Source organism: Nonomuraea typhae (assembly GCF_009760925.1).
Taxonomy (GTDB): domain Bacteria; phylum Actinomycetota; class Actinomycetes; order Streptosporangiales; family Streptosporangiaceae; genus Nonomuraea; species Nonomuraea typhae.
The window spans coordinates 308,364-330,506 of record NZ_VRLV01000005.1; the positions used below are offsets into that span (position 1 = coordinate 308,364).

Sequence of the window (22,143 nt, forward strand, 5' to 3'; positions counted from 1 at the left end):
ATCGGTATGAGTTCAACGGCCGAGGGGTGAGGGTGTGGTCCCGGCTCTCTACACTTCCCGGCGTTGGCCGTGACGCCCGATGGGCGACGGTCTTTGCCATGCTGGCCCGAGCCCTTTGGGGGCGCAGATGGCTCTATCTCACTCATCCGCGCGGTGGGAACCGTCAGGATGCTCTGCCGGTCGGAGAAGCGGCCCTGGGTGATTTGAATGCAATGGTGAGGATCATCCACCGCGAGATGTCGCTTATGCCTGCGAGATTGCTTGGCGAGGAGACAGAGGTTCACGATGCGGTGGATCGAGCTCGTGCAGAAGCCGAGTTCCGAATCGGTGTCGCTGCTCCGCTCGTAGGGTTGGCGGTCAGTGTCGCGATCATGCTCTCGGCGGTCGCTGGGGCCACAGTTCTTGTTGGCTCCGCACTGCTTTTCGCATCTGGCATGCGCCGACTCGACGAAGCTGATCACCTGGTTCTTGAGGCTCTGCGAGCGAAGGAAGGACGGTTGGGTGAGTACGTGGTGGGGATCTTGCACGAGTTCGCTGAAGCAGAAGGCGTGCGCTTCGTGCAATCCTCGCAGTCGTCGGAGATTGATGAGGGCTCTGATGAGGTGCTGGTGACCTCTGAATCAGCGGGACAGGGCGGGCTGGGACGCTAGGCCCAGGTCTTCCATAGCCTCCCCTCGTCTCGAAACGATCAGATGGGAGCTATGTCCTGACACTGTCAAAAGTGTCGAGCGTCAGGTCGCCGGCGTCGATGCGACGGATGTCCGGCCGGGTCCACATGTGGCGGGTGCCCTGGGCTAAGTACAACCGGCTTGTCCCGGCCCGGCGGGACGCGGGCCGTACCGTCGCTTGACGGGGAGGTCTTGGCAGCGCCGCAGCTCATGATGGCGGCCCCAACCGAAGGTGGCGTGCTCGACCTTCGGCAGGGAACAGATCCTCCCAGAATGGAGACCTGCCGAACCCGGTGTTAGGCCGGTCGTCCGGTACGAGATCCTCCTCTGCAAGCAATTGAAGCTCTCTGGCAACTGCCGCAGCTAAGATTGGATCATGTGGCGTAGCTCTGCCACCTGCGATGTGGTGTTCGAGTAGGCGGTAATGAGGTCCACCTCGGGCCGTTCTTAAGGCGGCTGGGCTGTAGTTGATGGGATCTTGTCGTTTCAGAGCTTCCGAACTTAGTCCTGTCGGGAGTTTAAGGAAATGGATCAGGCGTGGTGCAGGCTTGGGCGCTGTCTCGCAGGAAAGCGCCTGGGCGGCTACCGCGAAAAACCCAAACTCTGACCCCACAGACACTCTGGCGTGACGGCGTATGGCGAAGCTGGGTGGTCTCCTAGTCCAGGCTGTCTGTGAGTCGCCGGTGACCGAGAGTGTGGTGTTGACGATGATATCGAAGATGATCACGGTCGATATCGTGTTTTAGTGTGAGCTTACCAATAGGCTCGCCATCGGTCTGATCGATGACACGAAAATCATCTTCTATGGTAATCGCCCCATACTTGAACAGGTCTCGATGGTTAGGACAGAGGCATAGCATGTTGGCCTCATTGTCGGGTCCCAGGTGAGGCTGCTCTAGCCCGCGAATGTGTACGGTCGTGGAAAACCGAAGTCCACCTGGTACCTCAAGCACGACGCTGCACACTTGACAAGCGTAATCGTAAATCTGCTTGATCTTTGCGGCAAGCAATCTATCGGCGTAAATGCCGGGGGCAATCTCTTCCCGACGGCCCGGGGGAAGCTTGCGACTTAGGCGATGAGCGGTGGCCTTCTCGGGAGGGCTGCCCTCAATTTGTTCGAGTCGGAATTGGAGCACGTTAGGGCCATTGACGCTGCGCTTCGTCCAGTAATCGGCAACCGTGAAGAGACCGTCGTAGCTATAGCCGGCAGGCGGAGAGAACCGCTTGTTGCCGCCAGAGCCACGAATTACGCGAACAGGCAGTCCGGTCATCATGCTCATAATAAGGGCGGCATTGCCTGAATCTTCCGACGATTGATCCTTGATCTGGACTCCGGTGTTGGGGTCCCGTCCGCCGTGGCCCGTGTAAATAATCACGTCCCCGTGGTCTTCGTCATCCTTGTAGCCTCCCGAAACGACGATGGACTCTGCGCCGCCCCGTTCAGCAGTACCACAGATGCCGGCCTGAAGAGGGCGATGTACGCCCGCGTCGTGCAAGGCTCGACGATTGTTGAATATGGCACCTACTCGGATACCCTCAATTGGGCCATAGGACTCTTTGAGCGTGACCTGCTTCTGACTCTTGTGTGCACGGTTGCGCACTAGGGTAATGTGAGCTGCGAGGTTTGATTCACGCTTCTGCGGGATGGGAAGTCCTTTATCGCGTAGTGACGCGCGCGCGTGATGAAATATCGTATCCAGCTCTAGAAGCTCAGGCTGTTCTGGTATTCCCTCTTTAATGAGGTGGATGAGTTCACCGGTAAAAGCTGTGTATGTATCTAGGCCGCCGGTAGCCGTCTTGTTCTCGGCCGTCGCTGTCATAAGGTAGGTGCCATTGATGCGGGCGCCGTTTGCGACTCGCTCAGCCGCATCCTCCGGCCCTAGTAGGCCGAGTGCGAGTCCGCTGTAGCAGCAATCGAGGATCACAATTTTGCGCCGGGCAAAGCTTGCCCGGATCTCATTTCGCACAGTGTCGTATGCTACGGCGCTGTACATGCGATCCCTATAAGAGTCGACGAGCGTGAGATAGAGATCGCTTTCCACGGAATGCATCAACCCGTGACCCGCAAAGTACACGAGGAGCGTGTCCCTAGCCTCCTCGCGGGCCTGCCACAGCGGATCCATCATCGCATCTATCGAGGTTGGGTTATGTACCACTGTGCAATGCGCTGCCGGCAGGCCCCATAGGTCAGGTCGCTGAAGTAGGCTGGCCAGCATTTGAAGGTTATTCGCCACGGCGGGGAGAGGGCTCAGATGAGTGTACTCGCTGATGCCGATCAGAACAGCACGTGACGTTAATGGATCGGGTAGCGTCATCCGTGATCCTCCAACGCCTTAAGAATCTGAACTACGAATTCCGACTCTGCCTCAGACACCACGACAGTTGTCCCCCCATGCTCAATGGTGACCTGCGGGCGATGACGCCGCGTACCGCGCCACTGCGACAGAGACGCGACGAACGCCGGCCACTGCAAGGCGCTGGTCACCACCAGAGCAATGAGATCGAGGGTATCGCCCATCTCGCCAGGCTCGGGGTCTTTCGACCGCAAGCGTACTTCCATATAGTCAAGGGAATCGAGGTCCTTCATCAGCCAGTCATGGAGAGAGCGAAGCTCCTGCTCGGCAAAATCTCCACTCATGCGAAGGTTGACTGTTCTGACCATCGTTACTCCTGCCAATCTCAGATGTACCCGCCTTGCGGATGCTACCGCCGCACGTCACATCGCGTGCAAATACTGTCAAATCGGGCACCAAGTGCGCCCTTGTCCTGTGGCCTGATTTCTAGCAGAGGCTCTTACGTGTGCCTGGTCAAGGGATTCGAGACATCACGCCTTGTCTACCTTGAGGCCGGGTGCTTCGGCGGATGGCTTGATCGGCGCCCTGATGGGCACCCACGTGAAGATCATGGCAGAGGTAGTGCAACCGAACACCGGTCAAGCTCGTGTCCAAACGACCACATCAGATTCGGCGATGCCGCCATCTGCCTCGGCGACGACCTCAAGATCGCCAACGCCCTCACTGGCGCCGCCCCAGGGCCCTTCGTGTCCACTGAGATCACAGGATCGACATCGGCTGGGTCCGGTACCACCAATCGTGTTCGCGGAAAGAGCCTAGAGCGCCGACAGAATGATCTTTGTGGTGATTTCGATCTCAAACGTCGTGCAAGAGGTCAGTGGGAGAGTAGGTCGTCGGCGATGGTCAGCAGGCGGATCGCTGTCACCTCCGCCGGCCCGGGCCGGCCCGTCAGCTTTTCGCCGATTCGGCGGATCAGTGCGCCGCAGTCCGCCGGTTCCTGGTGGCTGTGCCGTACCTTGAGCAGGAGTTCCAGGGCGCAGGCGGCCTGGGTGGCGAAGAGGGCGAGGAGTTCCATGTCGTCCAGGTCGCTGCGGGATTCGGCCCGGTCCAATACTTCCAGCACGCCGACGCATTCCTCGAACCTGATGAGCGGCGCGGCCATGATGGTGCCCGGGACGTAGCCGGTGGATTCCGCGGCGTCGCGGGCGAACTGTGTCGCGCTGGTCAGGTCGTCGGCGACCATCGGCTGGCCGCTGACCGCCACCCAGCCCGCGATCCCGGTGCCGGCGGGGAAGCGGCTGCCGATCAGGTTCTCTTCGCCGGCGCCTGAGACGGCTTCGAAGGTCAGGTCGCCGGTGTCCGGGTCGACGAGGAAGATGGAGGAGGCCGCGGCGCCGAACATGTGGCGGGCCACCTCGACGATGGACTGCAGCAGCCGGCGTTCGGTGGTGGCGAGGTCGTCAGGAGACATGGGGCTCTTCTCCGGTGTTGTCGGCGGCCAGGTAGAGGACGGTTTTGAGCTGGAACGGCGTGAGCCACGGGTGTTTGCTCAGGATGAGTGCGCAGATGCCGGTGATGTGGGGGGCGGCGAAGCTGTTGCCGGTGCTGCGGATCTCCTTGCCGCCCGGCCAGGCGACGGGGACTTTGACGCCTCGTGCGTGGAATTCCGCCGGAGGCGCCGGGTTGTAGAAGTAGGTCATGGGGTCGGCCTGGTCGTGGCTGGCGACGGAGACGACGGAGGAGAACGTCCAGGGGAAGCTGAGGATGGGCATGTTGTGCGCGGCGGCGATCAGCAGGCAGCGGCGGAAGTAGGCGCGGTCGGCCAGTTCGTGCAGGGACTCCCGCAGGCTCGATCTCGTCGTCGACAGGCTCAGGTTGACCAGGTCGAAGCCCTCCTCGACGGCCCAGCGCAATCCGTGGATGAGCGCGTCGCCGGTGCCGGACTTTCCGTCGGTGAGCACGCGCAGCGAGGTCAGCGACACGCCGGGGGAGACCGACCGGATCACGCTGGCGCAGGCGGTGCCGTGGCCGGCGGGGTCGGTCGGGGGGCAGTCGGTCACGACGAGTTCGCCGTCGTCGCCGGCGACTACTTCCAGTGAGCGTTCGAGGCCGCCGATGCGCTCGTGGTCGCCGTCCACGCCGGTGTCCACGACGCAGACGCGCACGCCGGTGCCGTCCGCTCCGCCCCAGGCCCACTGTTTGGTCACCGGCTCCAGGGGGCTGACCTGGAAGCGTTCCGGTGCTTGGCGGGCGGTGGCCAGCCCCCAGGCGGGCACCCCGGGGAAGTGCGCGCCTCTGGGCCTGCGCCAGGGGGGTGTCATGGACATGTGTCTCCTATCCAGTCGCCTACCTTCCGCGCCGGCAGGCTCGCGCCCTTGCTCAGGTACGCCTCCTGTGCGCGCCGGGCCGACTCCGTGGGGTCGGCGCCGGCGGCTCGGCGGATCTGCGCGACCTCGAAGAGGATGTCCCCGCGCAGGCAGGGGTCGTCGGTCGAGTCGAGCAGCGTGATCGCCCGGGTGGCGGCGCGCAGCGCCTGCGCGTGTTCGCCGCCGCGCGAGGCGATCGCGGCGCCGGTCGTGATGGCGGCCAGTTCGCCTCTGAGCTGGAGCCGCGGCCGGGCCGTGGCGCGGGCCAGGTCGGTGGCGGCCTGCCGTACCTCTCCCTGGCGGAGAGCCTCGCGCGCGGCGTAGATCTCCAGCGTTACGGCGGGCGTGTCGTACCCGGCGCCGCGCAGGGCGGCCGCGGCGCGCGTGAACAGGCTTCTGGCCTGCTCGTGCCGGCCGGCCATGGCCTCGATCAGTCCTCTGACCTGGATGGCGGCGATCGCGGGCAGGTCCAGGTGGAGCTCACGGGCGTAGGCGTCGGCGGTGTCGAGGGCGGCGTGGGCGGCGGGGAGGTCGCCGGCCAGGCCGAGCAGGCGGGCTCTGGTGACGAGGACCGGCACCAGCAGCGCGCGGTCGCCGGCGAACCTGGCCAGCAGGTCGGCGCAGAGCGCGAGGCCCTCCTCGACCGGCGTCAACGACCACTGGACCAGCTCGCACAGGCCGCCGAGCAGGCGGTCCTCCTCGTAGCGGTCGTCCATGACCCTGGCTCGGGCCAGACCGGAGCGGAGCGCGCGGTCGGCGGGGGCGAAACGGCCGGCTTCGGTGTGGATCAGCGCCTCCAACTGGTGGAAGCGGCACCAGCTCAGGTCGTCGGCCACCTGTTCGCGGAAGGCCACCTGTTCGCGGAAGGCCACCTGTTCGCGGAAGGTCAGCCGTTTGCGGAAGGTCAGCCGTGCGCGGAAGGAGGCCAGTTCCTCCGGGGTTCCGGTCCGCGACAGGATCCTTCGCTGGATGGCGCAGGTGAGCTGGTTGCGGCGGTCGCCGGGCAGGAGTTCTTCCGCTCTGGCCAGCGCGGCCTGCGCCCTGGTGGCCTCGCCGCGGGCCAGTTCGGCGTCGCTGATGCGTACGGCCAGCGACCGGTGTTCGGCCCGGCCGGGCGGCAGCATCTCCCTGCCCTGCTCCAGCAGCGCGATCGCGGCGGGCAGGTCTTTGCGGTGCAACGCCTGGCTGCCGTCCCGGATCAGCGAGGCGGCGGCCCGGTCGGTCAGGGCGTGGAGGATCGGGTCGCCCGGGCGCACCTCCATGGTGAGCCGGCAGGCGGCCACCAGGTGCCTGCTGACGTCCCCCAGCGCGGAGCCCGCCGTGGAGGCGAGCCTGTGGTGCCAGTCGGCGCGCAGTTCCTTGCTGGTCAGGGCGTAGACGGTCTCCCGCGTGAGCGTCTGGGTGAACTCGTAGGCGTCCGGCCGGGCGCCGCGGCGGATCAGGCGGCCGTGCTGGAGTCGTTTGAGTGTCGTGGCGGTGGGCCGGGGTTCGGCGTCGTAGAGCGTGTCGACCTGGTCGGCGGTGAAGGTCTGGCCGATGGTCGCCGCCCGTTCGAGGGTGTCGCGCTCCGGCCCGGCGAGCCGGTCGAGCCGGGCCCCGAGCAGCGCCTGGATGGTGGGCGGCAGCGAGTCGGCGCCCTCGGCGAGGGTTTCCAGCATGAGTTCGGCGAACAGCGGGTTGCCGTCGGAGCCGTGGATGACTCGGCGGTGGAGGCTGTCGTCGTGGGCGACGACCTCGGCGCGGCCCGCGCACAGCTCGCCGACCAGCCGCGCCATGTCCGGCGGTCCGAGCGGGCCCAGTTCCACGATGGTCCCGCTCCAGGAGGGACGGCTGTCGCAGAGTTCGGGGCGGGCGAGGCAGAGGATCAGCACCGGCACGTCCGGCAGCCATTTCGCGCAGTCCTCGATGAGGTCGAGCAGGGTCGGCTCGGCCCACTGCAGGTCCTCGAAGATCACGACCAGCGGTCGCCGCCGGGCGAGCGTCTCGAACAGTGACCGGACGGCCAGCGCGATCTCCGAGACACCGGACGAGAGGTCGCGCAACGTCGGCCCGGCGACGTCGGCCCAGCCGTCAAGGGAGTCGAGGATCTCCGCGATGGGCCGGTAGGTCGCGCCGAGCCCGTAGGACGGGCACCGGCCGGTCAGCACCGTCACCTCGCCGGGCAGGCCGGCCAGGAACTCCCTGACCAGCCGGGATTTGCCGATGCCCGGCACGCCGAGCAGCGTCGCCATGCCGCAGCGCCGCTCGGCCACGACCTGTTGGTGCAGCCGGGTCAGCCGGCGCAACTCCTCGGCCCGGCCGACGAGAGGGATCGTGTCGGTCTCCGGCTCACCGTGCTCCATGCCGATCAGGCGCCAGGCCCGGACCGGGTCCCGCTTGCCCTTGAGCGTGAGCGGCGGGACCTCGCCCAGGACCGCCCGCCCGCGGATCAGCCGGGCGACGTCGTCGCCGAGCAGGATCTCGCCGGCTCCGGCGGCGGACTGCAGCCGGCTGGCGGTGTTGACCGCGTCGCCTATCACCCGCACGTCCTCGCCGGCCCTGTCGACGACCATCACCTGGCCGAAGGCGATGCCGCAGTGGGCGTCCAGGCGGACGCCGGCCTCGCTCAGCCGGTGGATGGCGGTCATCGCCGCGCAGGCGGCGCTCGCCGCCCGCAGCGCGTCGTCCTCTCTGCCGGCGGGGACGCCGAACACCGCCATGATGGCGTCCCCGATGTACTTCTCCACGACCCCGCCGCGGGCGAAGATCTCTGACCGGCACACGTCGTAGTAGCGCTCGAGGATCCGCAGCAGCAGCTCGGGGTCGAGCCGCTCGGCCAGTTCCGTCGACCCGACGATGTCGATGAAGAGGATCACGACATTGCGGCGGACGGGCCGGTTCATACGAGCTTGAGCTCCTGTGCCTCGACGTCGCCGGCGACGTCGTCCAGGCGCTTCTTGATGGAGTTCAGCAGCGCGACCTCGTCCTCCGTCAGTTCGGAGAACACCCGCCGGTGCCGTTCGTCGAGCAGGTCGATGGGATGCCCCGCCTCTCGCAGTACGGCCAGCGCGTCGAACACACCCGATCCGGTCCCGTTCATCAACCCCTCCTTTCGCTCATGCGAAATCCAGCCTGAATCGGCGCCTTACCGATCGCAAGGGAACCGGGCACCCACATTCGTGTGGTTGTGTCACCCGCTTATCAGCGACACATACTCGACCTGCAACGCAGCCCATCGGATAGAGAGGTGAAGGCATGTCCTTCGACCCGCGGCAAGCCCTGCGCGAAGCCGGAGTGCTGAAGAGCTCCATGTCCCCGGATGTGGAGGCGGCGTTCTCCACGTTGAACCAGGAGGAAGTGAATCTGCTCGTCTCGCTCAAGCACCGTATTCCGTCGCTGCCGGAGGTGCTGGCCCACTGCTCCGACAGCGAGTGGAGCCGGCCCGCGGTGGAGGCGCACGGCCTCGACGCTGACGCGAAGTGCATGTGCAGCATCTGGTCCGGGTCCGGACAGGCGGAATAGTCCCAACCGGCTGGTGGACGCGGGCCCAGGTCCGCGTTCACCGCTGAAAGCGTGGAGGTGAACGGTGCCCGGGAAACTGGCCGGAAACCGAGCGTTGTTCGAGGTGCCCGCGGACCTGACCTATTTCGTACACGGCACGAAATACTTGGTGGTCAATCCGCAAATAGGTGGCCGGTGTCTCCTGGATGCCCGCGAGTTCGGTGTTCTGGAGTCCCTGGCGCGATTCCGGGTGAATGGTGAGCCGACGCCGCCCGATGAATCCGCCGAGGCCGAGCGCACCCTCGCCAAACTCATCCTGAACTGGATCGTCTATTACAACGGCAACCGCCCGAGACGCGAATTCGCCGAGCCGTCGCTCAACCAGGTGTACTACGCCATCACCGACGGCTGCAATTTGCGCTGCCCCTACTGCTACGCCTCTTCCGAGAAATGCCTGCCCGGCGAGCTGAACACCGAGGAGTCGCTCCGCCTGGTCACGCAGGTCGCCGAGATGGGGGCCAACCTCCTGATCTTCACCGGCGGCGAGCCGATGCTCAGGAAGGACCTGTTCCAGATCGTGGAACACGCCAACCGGAGCGGCCTGAAGTCCAACATCATCACCAACGCCACGATGATCAGGTCCCGCGAGCAGGCCGACCGCTTCGCCGAGCTGTTCAACTCGGTCACGGTCAGCGTCGACGGAGGTACGGCGGAGGCCCACGATCGCACCAGGGGCGCGGGCTCGTTCGACAGGACCCACCACGCGCTGCGCCTGCTCAACGAGGCCGGCGTGGTGCCGAAGATCAACCACATCGTCACGTCGGACAACGTCGACGAACTGGTGTCCTTCGCGAACTTCGCCGACGGCCTGGACGTGCACAGCGTCCGGCTGATGTACCACAACAAGCTGGGCCGGGGCGTGGACGACGACTACGACTTCGGCTGGGAGGACCACCTCAAGATCCAGTACACCGCCTGGACCTCCCCGGCCACCGGCTGCCTGCGGCTGGACGGGCCCAAGCCGCTGACACCGTGCTCCATCCGGGCCAACTGCGGCATGGGCGGCAACGAGATCTACATCAACTCGCTGGGCGACGTCTACCCGTGCAAGCTCATCACGGGCCGCGAGCAGCTCGCGGGCAACGTGCGCCAGAAGCCGCTGGCGGAGATCTTCGGCAACCCGGTGCTGCGCGAGATGCGTACCAGCTCGGTGTACGGCGGCGACTACCACGCCGACTGCGCCAAGTGCTACATCAAGCCGTTCTGCGGCGGCGGCTGCCGGGCGACGCACATGTCGGAATCCGGGGACCCGCGGCGCAACAGCCGCCACCAGTGCAGGATCCTGCGGCACGGCATCGCCACGCAGCTCTGGCTGGAGAACGGGATCACCTCCGAGGAACTCGCCGCGGACCACACCGAGATGACGACGCCCCGCCTGGTCGCCGGCGGTGGCGTGCACCCGGTCTACGAGGACTGGAAGACCTACGTGCCACCCTCGCCGGACGCGATCAGCGTCCGCGAGCTGCTTCCCATCACGCCGGTATAGAGGAGGTGGAGCGTGCCGCTCACCATCAGCGACGCGGTCATCTGGCAGGAAACCGGAGAGGGCATATCGCTGTACCACACCGAGACCGGGGACTTCCACACCCTGAACGACACGGGCTCCAAGATCTGGATGCTCGTCGCCAGCGACGGCGAGCGGGATCCGATCGTCGCCAAGCTGTCGGACGAGTTCGCCGGGAACAGCGCCGCGATCGGCCGGCTCATCCAGTTGGACGTGACGGAGTTCCTCGGCTCCATGATCGAGCGCGGCCTGATCGAGGAGCACCTGCCATGAGGTGCGCGGCTCCATGACCAGGGCGGTCGTCCTGGGCGGCGGATTCGCCGGCGTGCTGGCCGCGCACGTGCTCGCCAAGCACGCCGACGAGGTCGTCGTCATCGAACGCGACCACTACCCGCCGGGTGCCGTCCCCCGGCGGGGTCTCCCGCAGTCGCACCACAATCACGTACTCGTGACCAGCGGCGCCAGGGCGTTGGACGCGTTGCTGCCCGGGGTCGTGGACGAGCTCCTGGCCCGCGGCGCCCACCGGCACGGGCTGCCCGGCGACGCGCTCATCCTCACCGCCGAGGGCTGGTTCCGCCGCCTGGACACCGACGCCTACCTGCTCTCCTGCAGCAGGGCTCTGCTGGATGAGATGGTACGGCGACGCGTCGCCGTACCGGTGCGGGAAGGCAGTCGGGCGCTGGGGCTCGTCGGAGACGCCGGCGCGGTGCGCGGGGTCGTGGTCCGGCGCGGCGACGGCGCGGTGGAGAGCGTCGAGGCCGAGGTCGTCCTCGACGCCTCCGGCCGGCGTTCGAAGGCGCCGCGGTGGCTGGCGGAGCTCGGCGCCGGCCCGATCGAGGAGGAGGTCGCCGCCTCCGGCCTGACCTACGCCACCCGGATCTACCGGCCGCCCGCTCACCTGGCCGCCGTCCCGGCGATCATGATCCATCCGAAGGGGCAGCCGGCCTGCGGGGGCACGCTGTTTCCCATCGAGGACGGCCGGTGGATCGTCACCCTGACCGGTACCCGCGGGGGCGAACCGCCCACGGACGAGCGGGGCTTCATGGACTTCGCCCGCTCGCTGCGCGATCCGCTCATCGCCGACCTCATGGCGGCGGCCACCCCGCTCGGCGGCATCCGGCCCTACCGCGACACCGCGAACAGGCGGCGCTTCTTCGAGCGCGCCCGCCTGCCCGCCGGGTTCGCCGTCATCGGCGACGCGGCCGTGGCGGTGAACCCCATGTACTCGCACGGCATGTCGGTCGCCGCGATGACCGTGCTCAAACTGGACCACGAGCTGACCAGCCGGGGCACCGCCACCGAAGGACTGCAGGCCGCGCTGGCCGCCGAAGCGGACGACTCCTGGCACATGGCGGTCGAACGCACCGATCAGCAGGTACGGCTGAGCCCGTTCGAGCGCGAGATCCGCACCCGCCTGGGCCGGGCGTTGCTGAGCAGCCGGGACCTCGCGGCCGAGTTCTTCGCCCGGCACACCCTGATCCCCGCCGGACCCCGGCGCGGGGCCGCGCTGAAACAGGAGGTCCCGCCGCTCACCACCGAGCAGGCGGTCGCCCAGTACCCCCATCTGTCCGCGTGGTGGTCGGCCCGGGATCGGCCAGGAGAACCCTGATGCCCGACCCGCCCAGCGGCGCCGTGACCCCGGTCAGCTCGAACCCGCCGGCGGCCAGCAGCTCCCGGTACTCCTCCCGGCTGCGCTCCCGGCCGCCGGTGTAGACGAGCATGGCGATGTCGCTCATGACGGCCGCGGCCTCCGGCAGGATCGGCTCCAGCACCAGGAGGCGCCCGCCGGGGGCGATGGACGCGCGGCAGTTGCGCAGCAGGGTGACGCATCGTTCGTCGTCCCAGTCGTGCAGGATGCCCTTCAGCAGCATGAGGTCGCCTTCGGGCACCGAGGCGAAGAAGTCGCCGGCCACCACCGAGCACCGGCCGTCCACTCCGGCCCGCCGCAACGCCTCCGGCGCGCCCGCGCCGCCTTCTGCCGTGTCGAACAGGATCCCGCGCGCCTGCGGCACGGCCGCCACCACGGCCGCCAGCAACGCGCCGGCGCCGCCGCCGATGTCGACGACCTGCCGTGCCCCGCTGAGGTCGCAGACCTTGGGCACCTCGGCGGCCAGCACCGAGGTTCCCTCCCGCATCGCGTCGTTGAAGATCGCCGACAGCTCGGGATGGCGGCCGAGGTAGTCGAACAGCGGCAGCCCGTGCACGTGGTCGAAGGCCGTCTCACCGGTGCGCACGCCGTACGTCAGCGCACCCCACGCCCGCCAGGTCGCCGGGTCCCCGAGCAGCAGCACGGCCGCTCGCATCGACCGGGGATGGCCGGCGCATAACGGCCGCCCCACCGGGGTCAGCGCCAGCCGTCCCGGCTCCGGCTCGTCCAGGACGCGCAGGGCCACCAGCGCCCGCAGCAGCCGTCCCAGCGTCTCCGGATCGGCCCCGGTGGCGTCGGCGAGCTCCGCGGCCGGCATCGGGCCCTCGGCCAGCAGGTCGGGCACCCCGAGACGGACCGCCGCGTACACGATCTGCGCGGTGGTGTGGCCGAAGGCCATGCGGGACAGCAACGCGTACGCGTCGGTCATGAACGTGTGCCTTTCAACGTGAGCGGCAGGCGGCGCACGCCGTGCAGGAACAGCTCCGGCGTCCATTCCAGGTCGGCGGGGTCGATGGCCAGCGACATCTCGGGGAAGCGGTGCACCAGGGTCCCGATGGCCGCCCTGGCCTGTGACCGGGCCAGCGCGGCGCCGAGGCAGAAGTGCAGGCCGTGCCCGAAGCCGAGGTGCCGGTTCGGGGTGCGGCCGATGTCGAAGTCGTCCGGGCGGGGGAAGGCGGCCGGGTCGCGGTTGGCCGCGAGCAGGACCGGGACGACGACGTCCCCTTGGGGAATGGTCGTCGCGCCGATGGTCACCTCGGACATGGCGTACACCATCCGGGAATGCCCGACGGGACCGTTGAAGCGCACCATCTCCTCGATCGCGGTGTCGATGAGCTGCGGCCGGGCACGCAGCCGCGCGAGCTGACCGGGATGGCGCAGGAGCTCCAGCACCCCGTTGCCGATCAGGTTGACCGTGGTCTCGTCGCCGGCCATCAGCAGCTGGAAGACGCTCGACACCAGCTCGTCGCGGTCGATCGCGCCGCTCGGCTCCGCCCGGACGAGACGGGACAGCAGGTCGTCGCCGGGGCTGGCGCGTCGCTCGGCGATCCGCTCCTCGACGTAGGCGGCGAACTCCATCCCGGCGGCGCGCACCAGGACCGGATCCCCGCTGCGCAGCATGACGTCGCTCCACCGCCGCAGCCGGGGGCGGTCCGCGGCGGGCAGTCCCAGCAGCTCGGCGACGACCAGGATCGGCAGCGGCAGCGCCAGCGCCTCGATCAGGTCGACGTCGCCGGTGAGCCCGTCGGCCAGTTCGCCGGCGACCTCGCGGATGCGCAGGTCCAGCGCGGCGACCGTACGCGCGCCGAAGGCCGGCGCCAGCAGCCGGCGCAGCCTGGTGTGGTCGGGCGGATCGAGGTTGAACACGTTGCGCCGGAGCATCGCCAGCGGATCGTGCTCCCCCCTCCGGTGCGCCGCGGCGAGCTCGGCGGGCAGCCGGTCGAGCTCCCGCCCGAGGCCGGGATCGAGCAGCACCCTCTGCACATCGTCATATGTCGTCAGGTACCAGTACGAGCGGCCGGTCGTCCGGCTCACGTGCCGATAGACGGGCGCCCGCTCACGCAGCCGACGGAGGCCCGGATAGGGATCCGCCGGGTCGACCAGACGCTCCAGCGTGGTCACCGGCGCCGCGCGTTCTCGACGTCCAGCGCGAAGAACCGCCGCACCGCACGTCCCAGCACGTCCAGCCCCGTGAACCCGCGCCGCGCCATCTCGATCTCCGCCGCCGTCCCCTGCTCGTGCCAGTGCCGCAGGAAGATCCGCCCGCACACCTCAGGAGCAGGTACGGCCAGCCGCCCCCGGGCCCGCTCCGTGGCCTCGTCCGCCCGAGCCACGACGTCGGCCCACTCCTGCCACCCGCCGGACTCCCTGATCTCCTCCAGCACGACCGGCCGCCAGTCGGCCGACTGCCAGACCGGCCACACGCGCACCATGACCAGCCGCACCTGCTCCCCGACCGGCAGCGCCGCCCGCTCCCGCTCCGTGAGCCACGCCGCGGGCCCATCCGGTACGGCGTCGCCCACGCCGAGCCTGGCGCGGGCATGCTCCTCCAGGGTCAGGCCCTGTTCCCCGGCGAAGCCGGTCAGCATCCCGGTCAGCACCCACTCGTGCAGCAGCGGGTAGCCGGGGTCGAACAGCCGTGCCGCGTTCAGCACGTCCAGATCGGACATCCACCGGCCCGGCGCGTACTCCCGCTGCGCCTTCAGCAGCTCGTGGTGGGTGATGCCGGTCAGCGCGGCGGCCCACGTCCGCCCCTGCCCGGCAGGCCGGTCGCCGACGGCCTCGAGCGCCGCGACCGCGTCCCGCCGCTTCAGGTCCCACTCGCCGGTCCCGATCATCCGCCGCAGCGTGCGCAGGCTCTCGTGGTCGGCCTCCGCCAGCGACGCCTCCAGGTCCGGCCAGGTCCGGGTGACGAACGGCCGGTCCTTGGCCGCGGCGACGATCCGGTCACCGCTGTCTGGGGGGATGAGGCCGGCGCGTGCTCCCTCGGCGCAGCCGTACCGGAGATTGACCATCGCGATCGTCCCGGACCGATAGCCCGACTCGGCGGGCCCGTGCAGCACCGCGACCTCGTCGTCGCCGTCGATCCGGCCCGTGGCGTACATGTCGTAGACCGAGCCGACGCCGCGCATGCCGTACGGGCTGAGCTCGGCGGCGCGCAGCGCGCCCATGCTGGCCGCGCCGATGACGGTCACACCTTCGTTGAGCAGCCAGAGGATCTCCTTGTGGCCGACGGACAGGCGTTCGCGGTAGTAGCCGTCGATGAGGACGGCGGTGTCGCCGCGCGTCCAGTCCTCGCGCATCAGGTCGCCGCGGGAGACGGGCGGGCGCACCTGCGCCTCGGGCAGGACGCCGAGGACGTCGCCGGGGGCGAGCGTCGGGCCCGTGTAGACGACGGTGGTGGCGCAGCTCACTAGAACACCTCCGGGCTGACCCGGCTGCCGGGCGCCAGGACGCGGACGACGGGGACGCCGAGGCCGGGGCGGGACAGGTCGGCGACGAGCGGCGGGTGCGCGAACGCGACCGTGGCGCGTTTGACCACGTCCTCCAGGTCCTCGGCCAGGCTTTCGTGGGCCCGCTGCGGCTGGATGGCCGCGCCGGGGGCCGCGGGACGGCGCTGTTGCGGGCGGCCGGCGTGGACGTCCTGGTGGAGGTCGTCGCGGGCGCCCGAGATGTAGGCCACGCGGGCCTGCGCGGCCTCCGTGATGGCGCGGGTCAGGGCGATCTCGGAGCTGAGGTGGCAGCCGTAGCCGGCGAACGGCGGCGGATAGTCGGCGCAGGTGATCGTGGCGATGAAGCACGGCAGCTCGGTGGCCGATGGCACGGACCTGACCTCCAGCGACACTCCGGCGCGGGCCAGCGTCTCGCACAGCTCGGCGACGGCGGCTGAGTCCGCGCTCGCGGGGTCGACCGGGGTGCCGCGGTCGCCACCGGTCACGGCCAGGGTGACGGCGTCCCGCTCGATCACCTCGTACAGCGCGTGCAGGATCGCCTCCGCCATGGTGTTCCCGCTGGCCAGGCCGTTCGTGGAGGCGAAGAACGCTGGCGCGTTCCAGCCGGACCTGCGCGCGAGCGAGAATCCGACCGCCTCCTGCGGGACCAGCGTGGGGGTGCCGTCGAGCAGCGACCGGGCGGGCTGCCAGTCCAGCGGGAGCCCGTCGTGCAGGACGGTGGGGGAGGAGAGCGGGAGCTCCCGGAGGTCGTAGACGAGCTGGTCGGCCACGTCCCGGGGGGCGGCGACGGTGACCGGCGTCATCGGCTGCTCGGCGTGCCACACCTCGATGGCCTCCATCATCGCCGACAACTTCGCCAGGTCGGGGGTCAGCCCCTTGCCCTGGGAGACGGCGACGGTCAGGGAGGCCGGGCGGATCGCCTGGTAGGTCGGAATGCCGATGGTGTCGAGCCAGGTGATGTCCGCCACCCTGGTGATCCCGGCCGTGGCCGCCGCCCGATTGGCCATCTCCAGGGTGGCGGCGGGGTCGTGGGCCCGGTCGGTGCCGGGCAGCCGCAGTTTGGTCCGGTCGGAGCCGGAGAGCATCCACGTCAGCATGGTTCCTGCCCCATCACATGTTGCGGGCGCGGTTGAGCAGCGCGCGGCCGCCCACGCCGTAGCTGATGATCGCCATGACGGCCAGCACGAGCATCTCCTGCCACGCGTCGGCGAAGCCGAACAGCGCCGCGTCGCGCATGCCGTTGATCGCGTACGTGAGCGGGTTGACCGCCGACACCCACTGCAGCACCAGCGGCATGCTGTCCACCGTGTACAGGGAGGGCGCGCTGAAGACGAGCACCGGAATGGACACGTTCGAGATGACCATGAACGCCTGGAAGTCGGTGATCGTCATCGCCACCGCCAGGTACAGCCCGTTGAACGCCAGCGCGGCCAGGGCCAGCGTCGTCAGCAGGCCGACCCAGCCCTCCGGGGTGAACGGGAAGTCGAAGATGAACGCGGCCACGCCCAGGCCCAGCAGGCTCTGGCCCAGGACCAGCGAGACCCCGGCGATCAGCTTGCCGAGCAGGAACCGGGACCTGCGCAGCGGATAGGACCACAGCTGCGTCGCCACCCCGCTCAACTCCTCCTGGAACACCGCGGTGCCGGAGGTGCCGGCGGCGCTGACGACCGACATCGCCAGCGTCATGGGCAGCAGGAACACCGAGAACCTGACGTCCAGCCCGCGGTAGTCGACGACCTGGACGAGGTTGCTCAGCGAGGTGTTGACCAGCAGGAGGTACACCAGCATCGGCGTCAGGCCGAGGATGAGGTAGGCCCGGTTGCGGGCGAGCAGCGCGTACTCCCTGTACAACACCGCCGGCAGGTCGGCTCCCCGCGCCCTGGCGGCCGGGGGCGTGCTGGCGAACGTCAGCTTGGCGGCCATGTCACCCTTCGTTCTCGGTCATCCGGAGAAACACCTGCTCCAGGGAGTCGGTGGCGGTCGAGAACCCGGAGACCGGCACCGCGTTCTCGTGGCAGTACCGGGTCAGCTCCGGCAGCACGTCCCGCACGCGTGTGCCGTCCAATCGCACCTCCGCCTCGCCGACGGTGGCCGTCAGCCCTGCCTTCTCCGCCCAGGCGGCCACGGCTCTGCCCGCGTCCTGGTCCTCGACGGTCATCAGCAGGTGGGTGGTCCCGAACTCTTCGACGAGCTCGCGCGGCTTGGCGAAGCGCACCACCTTGCCCTGGTTGACCACCAGGACGCGCTGGCTGTTGCGCTCGACCTCGTCGATGTGGTGGCTGGTCCACAACACGGTCACCCCGTGCTCCTCGCGCAGCCATGTGACGAACCGCTCCACCTGCCGCCGTCCGGGCACGTCCAGGCCGGCGGAGGGCTCGTCGAGGATCAGCAGCCGGGGAATGGTCAGCAGCGCGCGGATCAGCTGCAGGCGCTGCCGCTGCCCGCCCGAGAGCTGGAAGCACAGCGTGGGCAGCGACTCCGTCAGGCCGAAGTACTCCACCAGTTCGAAGGCCCACGGCCGGACCTCGCGCCACCGCAGGCCGCGGAACATGGCCGCGATCCGCAGGTTGTCGAGGGCCGGCAACATCATGTCGAACGGCCCGGACTGGTGCATCGCCCCGATGCCGCTCTTGGCGGCGACGGGCTCGCGGACCGGATCGGCGTCGAACACCCGGACGTGCCCGGACGTGGGCACGCTGACGCCGCAGATCATCTTGATCAACGTCGTCTTCCCCGCGCCGTTGGGGCCGAGGAGCCCGACGGTCTCCCCCTGGTCGATCTCGAACGAGACGTCGTCCACCGCCGGTCGTGGGCTCCGCCGGTAGCGTTTGGTCAGCCCCGCAGCCTTCACCACGTCGCTCGACACAGACTCACCCTTCTCTTGCCGTCGCGTCGAGACTGCTTGGCGATCACTGGGTGACACAACCCCACAAACGTGGGCATCCGGGGCGGTCCAGGGTGGGGATCACCTGATAAGGACCAGCAATGGACGACATACCATGCCTTACGGCGTCTTGAGCAAGCGTGCACCGATCACGAGGCGGGGACATCGAGTGAATCTCAAGCGAGGACCTGGAGCCGAGCCCTACACCTTGCGGATGCCCGCCGGCCGGCCCGGCGTGAGCTGGCAGCTCCCCGAAGAGACCGACCCCGAGGTGGCCCTGCCCTGCGTCGTCCTGCTGGATCGGACGGGACTGGCCGAGTTCGCCGTCCTCCAGCGCGGCCTGCGCACCCTCGGCGTGCCGAGCCTGCGCATCGACGCCGGCGCGATCGCCAGCCTCAAGATCATCAGCCAGCCCGACGACGGCTCGCTGACCGTGGACGGCCGCCGCATCATCCCCACCCTCACCTGGGTGCGGCACTTCTCCTCGCGGGCCATCCCCGGAGGGAACGGCTCGGCCCTGTCGCTGTTCCGGGCCGACTCGTGGTGCGCGCTCGTCGACCAGGTGTCCTCGCTGTCGGCCGTACGGTTGCCCGACGGCACCGACCCCGGCAGGCTCGTCCAGCTCTACAGCGCGGCCAGGGCCGGCATCCGCACCCCCAGAACGATCATCACCACCGACCCGGCGGCGGCCAGCGCCGAACTGGCCACCGACCGGGTCGTCGTCAAGGCGCTCGACCGCCACTTCGTGGAGACCGAGCCGGGCACCATGGAGGCGATGTTCCCCGAGATCTTGGACGGCGCCGGCGCCAGGAACCTCCCCGCCCAGGAGATGCCGATGATCGTCCAGGAGTACGTGGAGCACTGGGCGGAACTGCGCGTCTACCACCTGGACGGCGAGATCCTGGCCTTCCGCGTCCGCAAGCACTCACCCGAGGCGATCTGGCGCGACGCGGCCTCGGTCGCCGTCAGCCCCGTGATCGCCCCCGAGGCCGTCGCGGGAGCGGTCCAGCGGCTCGTCGGTCTCTGGGGCCTGCGCTACGGCGCCTTCGACTTCCTGCTGACCAAGGAAGGCCCGGTCTTCCTCGAGGTGAACTCGGAAGGCGACTGGCGCTGGTTCGAGTCCAAGGCCGGCGTGGACGACGTCTCGATCGCCGCCCTGTCGATGGTCCAGGACCTGCACCGGCAGGCGACCAGGGAAAGCCGCCCGACGATCGACCTCACCGGGTTCCTGATGCTCGGCACCGACAGAACCCGCCAGGCCAAGGACATGACGCCCGGCATGGACGTGCGCGTGCTCGGCGCACTCGAGGTCCGGGTGTACGGCACGCTCGTGCACATCAGCGCGCGCAAGGCCCGCGTGCTGACCGCGATCCTGCTCTCCAACGCCAACCAGGTCGTCCCGACCGAGCAGCTCATCGACTCCCTGTGGGGCGAACGGCCACCGGCCACCGCCCGCAAGAACCTCCAGGTCTACGTCTCCATGCTGCGCAGGAAGATCGGCGACCGGATCTCCTACGAAGGCTGGGGCTACCGGCTGGACGCCGGCTCCGACGAGTTCGACCTGCTCCGCTTCCGGCACCTGGCCACCGCGGGCCGCGACCTGCGCCGCCGTGGTGACGCCGACGCGGCCGCGGCCCTGCTCGACGAGGCCCTGAGCCTCTGGCGCGGGCAGCCGCTGGCGGAGTTCTCCGGCGTCCCGCTGATCGACGAGGCGGTCGGCAGGTTCACCGACCTGCACCTCGCCGTCAGCGAGGACTGGGCGGAGCTGGAGATCGAGCGCGGTGGCCACGTGGAAGCCCTGACCAGGCTCGACGATCTGGTCACCTACTTCCCGGGCCGTGAACGGCTGGTGGCCGCCCGCATGACGGCGCTCGCCGGCTGCGGAAGGGCACCCGAGGCGCTGTCCCAGTACGAGGCCGTGCGCCGGCACCTCGCTGTCGAACTCGGCATCGATCCGAGCCCAGTGCTTCGGAATCTGTATGAGGAAATCCTCCAGGGCAAGGGTTTCCGTCAGTCCTGGTGAATCCGGAAACGGCCCGGACCCATAACCGGCGGCATGGTATGGCCATACCGTTGCTTAAGCGGTCGCTTCTAACTTTGCAGCGGAGACGCTCCGCGGGGAGTTTCTCCTGTCAAGGCGATCCGACCCGGGACTTCACATGGACTTGGCTTCCGACGGCCTGATAGATGATCGCGACAGAGCGCTGATAGTCATGCTGGCCAGGGGGTACACGACAACACGCATCGCTCGTGAGATGCACCTCAGCCGCTACACGGTCGCGGAACGCATCAGCAAGCTCCTCGACCGCTTCGAGTGCAGCAACCGCAGCCAGCTCGTGGCCTACTCCTACGTACACGAGGTCCTGCACGTCGGCAGCTGGCCGCCCATGCCCGGCGGCGCTGACCCGTGATACTCCCTTTCGCTCCCCTCGATAGGGAACGATAGGGTGCAAGCATGAGCGCGATCTACAAGACCGAAGCCGGCGAGAACGAGATCCGGCACCGCTACCAGAAGGCCCTCGACGCCTGGCCGGTCCCCGCCGACCACCTCCGCCTGGCGACCCACCAGGGCGAGACCTTCGTCGTAGCCTCCGGCCCCGAACACGCCGCCCCGCTGGTCTTGCTGCACGGCTCCGGTACCAACGCCACCATGTGGCGCGGCGACGTCACCTCCTGGTCGCGCCATTTCCGCGTCTACGCCGTCGACCTCATCGGCGAGCCGGGGCTGAGCGCGCCCGCCCGCCCGCCGCTCGACTCCGACGCCTACGCGCGATGGCTCGACGAGGTGCTGGACGCCCTCGGCATCGCCGCCGCCCCCATCGTCGCCACCTCGCTCGGCGGCTGGATGGCCCTGGACTACGCCACCCGCCGCCCCGACCGGGTGACCCGCCTGGCCCTGATGTGCCCGGGCGGCGTGGGCAGGACCAGATCGGCATGGCTGTTCAAGGCCATCGCGCTCAGCTTCTTCGGCCGCCGGGGCATCCGCCGCTCCGCGCGCAGCGTCGCGGGCCTGGAGAACCTGCCCGACGAGTCCGTCCTCGACGACCTGGTGCTGACCTTCACCCAGTTCAAGCCACGCACGGCCCGCCTGCCCAGGTTCTCCGACGAGACGCTGGGCAGCCTGACCCAGCCGCTCATGGTGACGGTCGGCGAGCGCGACGCCCTGTTCGACTCCGCCGACACCGCCGACCGCATCCGCCGCCGCGTCCCCCACGCGGAGGTGCGGTCGCTGCCCGGGGTCGGACACTCGATCTTCGGTCAGACCGACGCCATCCTGGCCTTCCTGTCGGACTGACACCGGGGAGGGCTGGAAGATCGGCGTGCCGACGCCGCTCGGGCCCCCGTGACGGGTGTCCCCGTTTCGGGTGTCCCCGTTTAACGCCCCACAGCCGGGCAGCAGCCCAGGACACACGTTCTCAACTCACACCAGGAGGTTCTTGTGTCTGATATGTGGAGCTACGGTTCCGGCGTCTACGACGACGACACCCTGAACATCGTCGGCTTCGACGTCGAGGCCACCGACGGCTCGATCGGTTCCGTGGACGAGGCCCAGCACGAGGTCGGGTCACGCTACATCGTGGTCGACACCGGCCCGTGGATCTTCGGATCCAAGCACGTCCTGCCCGCCGGCACCGTTGTCCGGATCGACCCGCAGGAGCGCAAGGTCTACCTGGCACGGACCAAGCAGGAAATCAAGGACGCGCCGAAGTACGACAAGGACACCTACCGCGACAGCTCCTACCGCGAGGAACTCGGCACGTACTACGGCCGCTATCCCAGCATGTGA

21 protein-coding genes are annotated in these 22,143 nt (G+C 68.7%); 9 read left to right on the forward strand and 12 right to left on the reverse strand.

What is annotated here, in order from left to right:
- The first annotated feature begins 98 nt into the window (after window positions 1-98).
- Window positions 99-650: a hypothetical protein gene (locus FVE25_RS20860; RefSeq protein WP_157248680.1), complete on the forward strand. Its 552-nt coding sequence runs from the start codon at window positions 99-101 to the stop codon at window positions 648-650.
- A 674-nt stretch (window positions 651-1,324) separates the two neighbouring features.
- Here the strand turns inward: FVE25_RS20860 and FVE25_RS20865 are convergent.
- The 6 genes from FVE25_RS20865 to FVE25_RS20890 form a co-directional block, all read right to left on the reverse strand.
- Window positions 1,325-2,983, reverse strand: a complete 1,659-nt coding sequence (locus FVE25_RS20865; RefSeq protein ID WP_157248681.1) for a caspase, EACC1-associated type — start codon at window positions 2,981-2,983, stop codon at window positions 1,325-1,327.
- Window positions 2,980-3,330, reverse strand: coding sequence for an effector-associated constant component EACC1 (locus FVE25_RS20870; RefSeq protein ID WP_157248682.1), 351 nt, complete (start codon window positions 3,328-3,330; stop codon window positions 2,980-2,982). The genes FVE25_RS20865 and FVE25_RS20870 overlap by 4 nt, the downstream gene beginning before the upstream one ends.
- A gap of 506 nt (window positions 3,331-3,836) precedes the next feature.
- Window positions 3,837-4,433 (reverse strand): GAF domain-containing protein, encoded by a 597-nt coding sequence (locus FVE25_RS20875; protein WP_157248683.1) that lies wholly within the window; start codon window positions 4,431-4,433, stop codon window positions 3,837-3,839.
- A complete protein-coding gene (locus tag FVE25_RS20880) occupies window positions 4,423-5,289 on the reverse strand; it encodes a S8 family serine peptidase (RefSeq protein WP_219825587.1) in 867 nt (288 codons plus the stop codon). Before FVE25_RS20880 ends, FVE25_RS20875 begins: the two co-directional genes overlap by 11 nt.
- The gene (locus tag FVE25_RS20885; RefSeq protein WP_157248685.1) at window positions 5,280-8,210 is read right to left on the reverse strand and encodes an AAA family ATPase; all 2,931 of its coding nucleotides are present in this window, start codon (window positions 8,208-8,210) and stop codon (window positions 5,280-5,282) included. The genes FVE25_RS20880 and FVE25_RS20885 overlap by 10 nt, the downstream gene beginning before the upstream one ends.
- The gene (locus FVE25_RS20890) at window positions 8,207-8,407 is read right to left on the reverse strand and encodes an aroma-sacti cluster domain-containing protein (protein ID WP_157248686.1); all 201 of its coding nucleotides are present in this window, start codon (window positions 8,405-8,407) and stop codon (window positions 8,207-8,209) included. Before FVE25_RS20890 ends, FVE25_RS20885 begins: the two co-directional genes overlap by 4 nt.
- A gap of 155 nt (window positions 8,408-8,562) precedes the next feature.
- Here FVE25_RS20890 and FVE25_RS20895 point away from each other — a divergent pair, with 155 nt between their 5' ends.
- From FVE25_RS20895 to FVE25_RS20910, 4 genes are all read left to right on the forward strand, one after another.
- Window positions 8,563-8,829: a StsA-related sactipeptide RiPP gene (locus FVE25_RS20895; protein ID WP_157248687.1), complete on the forward strand. Its 267-nt coding sequence runs from the start codon at window positions 8,563-8,565 to the stop codon at window positions 8,827-8,829.
- Window positions 8,830-8,893: 64 nt separating this feature from the next.
- A complete protein-coding gene (stsB, locus tag FVE25_RS20900) occupies window positions 8,894-10,354 on the forward strand; it encodes a StsB family radical SAM/SPASM domain sactipeptide maturase (RefSeq protein ID WP_157248688.1) in 1,461 nt (486 codons plus the stop codon).
- Window positions 10,355-10,366: 12 nt separating this feature from the next.
- Complete coding sequence (locus FVE25_RS20905; protein WP_157248689.1) at window positions 10,367-10,645, forward strand: PqqD family protein; 279 nt, start codon at window positions 10,367-10,369, stop codon at window positions 10,643-10,645.
- Between the two features lie 13 nt (window positions 10,646-10,658).
- A complete protein-coding gene (locus FVE25_RS20910; RefSeq protein WP_157248690.1) occupies window positions 10,659-11,981 on the forward strand; it encodes an NAD(P)/FAD-dependent oxidoreductase in 1,323 nt (440 codons plus the stop codon).
- Here the strand turns inward: FVE25_RS20910 and FVE25_RS20915 are convergent.
- The 6 genes from FVE25_RS20915 to FVE25_RS20940 are packed head-to-tail and all read right to left on the reverse strand — an operon-like array spanning window position 11,902 to window position 18,338.
- On the reverse strand, window positions 11,902-12,948 hold the full coding sequence (locus FVE25_RS20915; protein WP_157248691.1) for a methyltransferase: 1,047 nt from the start codon (window positions 12,946-12,948) through the stop codon (window positions 11,902-11,904). The two genes, FVE25_RS20910 and FVE25_RS20915, sit on opposite strands and share 80 nt — an antisense overlap.
- Window positions 12,945-14,141, reverse strand: a complete 1,197-nt coding sequence (locus FVE25_RS20920; protein ID WP_157248692.1) for a cytochrome P450 family protein — start codon at window positions 14,139-14,141, stop codon at window positions 12,945-12,947. Before FVE25_RS20920 ends, FVE25_RS20915 begins: the two co-directional genes overlap by 4 nt.
- Window positions 14,138-15,433, reverse strand: a complete 1,296-nt coding sequence (locus tag FVE25_RS20925; protein WP_157248693.1) for a TfuA-like protein — start codon at window positions 15,431-15,433, stop codon at window positions 14,138-14,140. Before FVE25_RS20925 ends, FVE25_RS20920 begins: the two co-directional genes overlap by 4 nt.
- Window positions 15,433-16,569, reverse strand: a complete 1,137-nt coding sequence (locus FVE25_RS20930) for a YcaO-like family protein (RefSeq protein WP_157248694.1) — start codon at window positions 16,567-16,569, stop codon at window positions 15,433-15,435. Before FVE25_RS20930 ends, FVE25_RS20925 begins: the two co-directional genes overlap by 1 nt.
- 13 nt (window positions 16,570-16,582) lie before the next feature.
- Window positions 16,583-17,395: an ABC transporter permease gene (locus FVE25_RS20935; protein WP_157248695.1), complete on the reverse strand. Its 813-nt coding sequence runs from the start codon at window positions 17,393-17,395 to the stop codon at window positions 16,583-16,585.
- A gap of 1 nt (window position 17,396) precedes the next feature.
- Window positions 17,397-18,338 carry an ABC transporter ATP-binding protein gene (locus FVE25_RS20940; RefSeq protein WP_157248696.1) on the reverse strand — a complete coding sequence of 314 codons (942 nt, stop codon included), beginning with the start codon at window positions 18,336-18,338 and terminating at the stop codon, window positions 17,397-17,399.
- A 187-nt stretch (window positions 18,339-18,525) separates the two neighbouring features.
- Between FVE25_RS20940 and FVE25_RS20945 the strand changes: the two genes are divergently transcribed.
- The 4 genes from FVE25_RS20945 (at window position 18,526) to FVE25_RS20960 (ending at window position 22,143) form a co-directional block, all read left to right on the forward strand.
- Window positions 18,526-20,379, forward strand: coding sequence for a BTAD domain-containing putative transcriptional regulator (locus FVE25_RS20945; protein ID WP_181019657.1), 1,854 nt, complete (start codon window positions 18,526-18,528; stop codon window positions 20,377-20,379).
- A 136-nt stretch (window positions 20,380-20,515) separates the two neighbouring features.
- On the forward strand, window positions 20,516-20,767 hold the full coding sequence (locus tag FVE25_RS20950; protein ID WP_157248698.1) for a LuxR C-terminal-related transcriptional regulator: 252 nt from the start codon (window positions 20,516-20,518) through the stop codon (window positions 20,765-20,767).
- 44 nt (window positions 20,768-20,811) lie between these two features.
- Window positions 20,812-21,651 (forward strand): alpha/beta fold hydrolase, encoded by an 840-nt coding sequence (locus FVE25_RS20955; RefSeq protein WP_157248699.1) that lies wholly within the window; start codon window positions 20,812-20,814, stop codon window positions 21,649-21,651.
- Window positions 21,652-21,804: 153 nt separating this feature from the next.
- Window positions 21,805-22,143 carry a PRC-barrel domain containing protein gene (locus FVE25_RS20960; RefSeq protein ID WP_157249044.1) on the forward strand — a complete coding sequence of 113 codons (339 nt, stop codon included), beginning with the start codon at window positions 21,805-21,807 and terminating at the stop codon, window positions 22,141-22,143.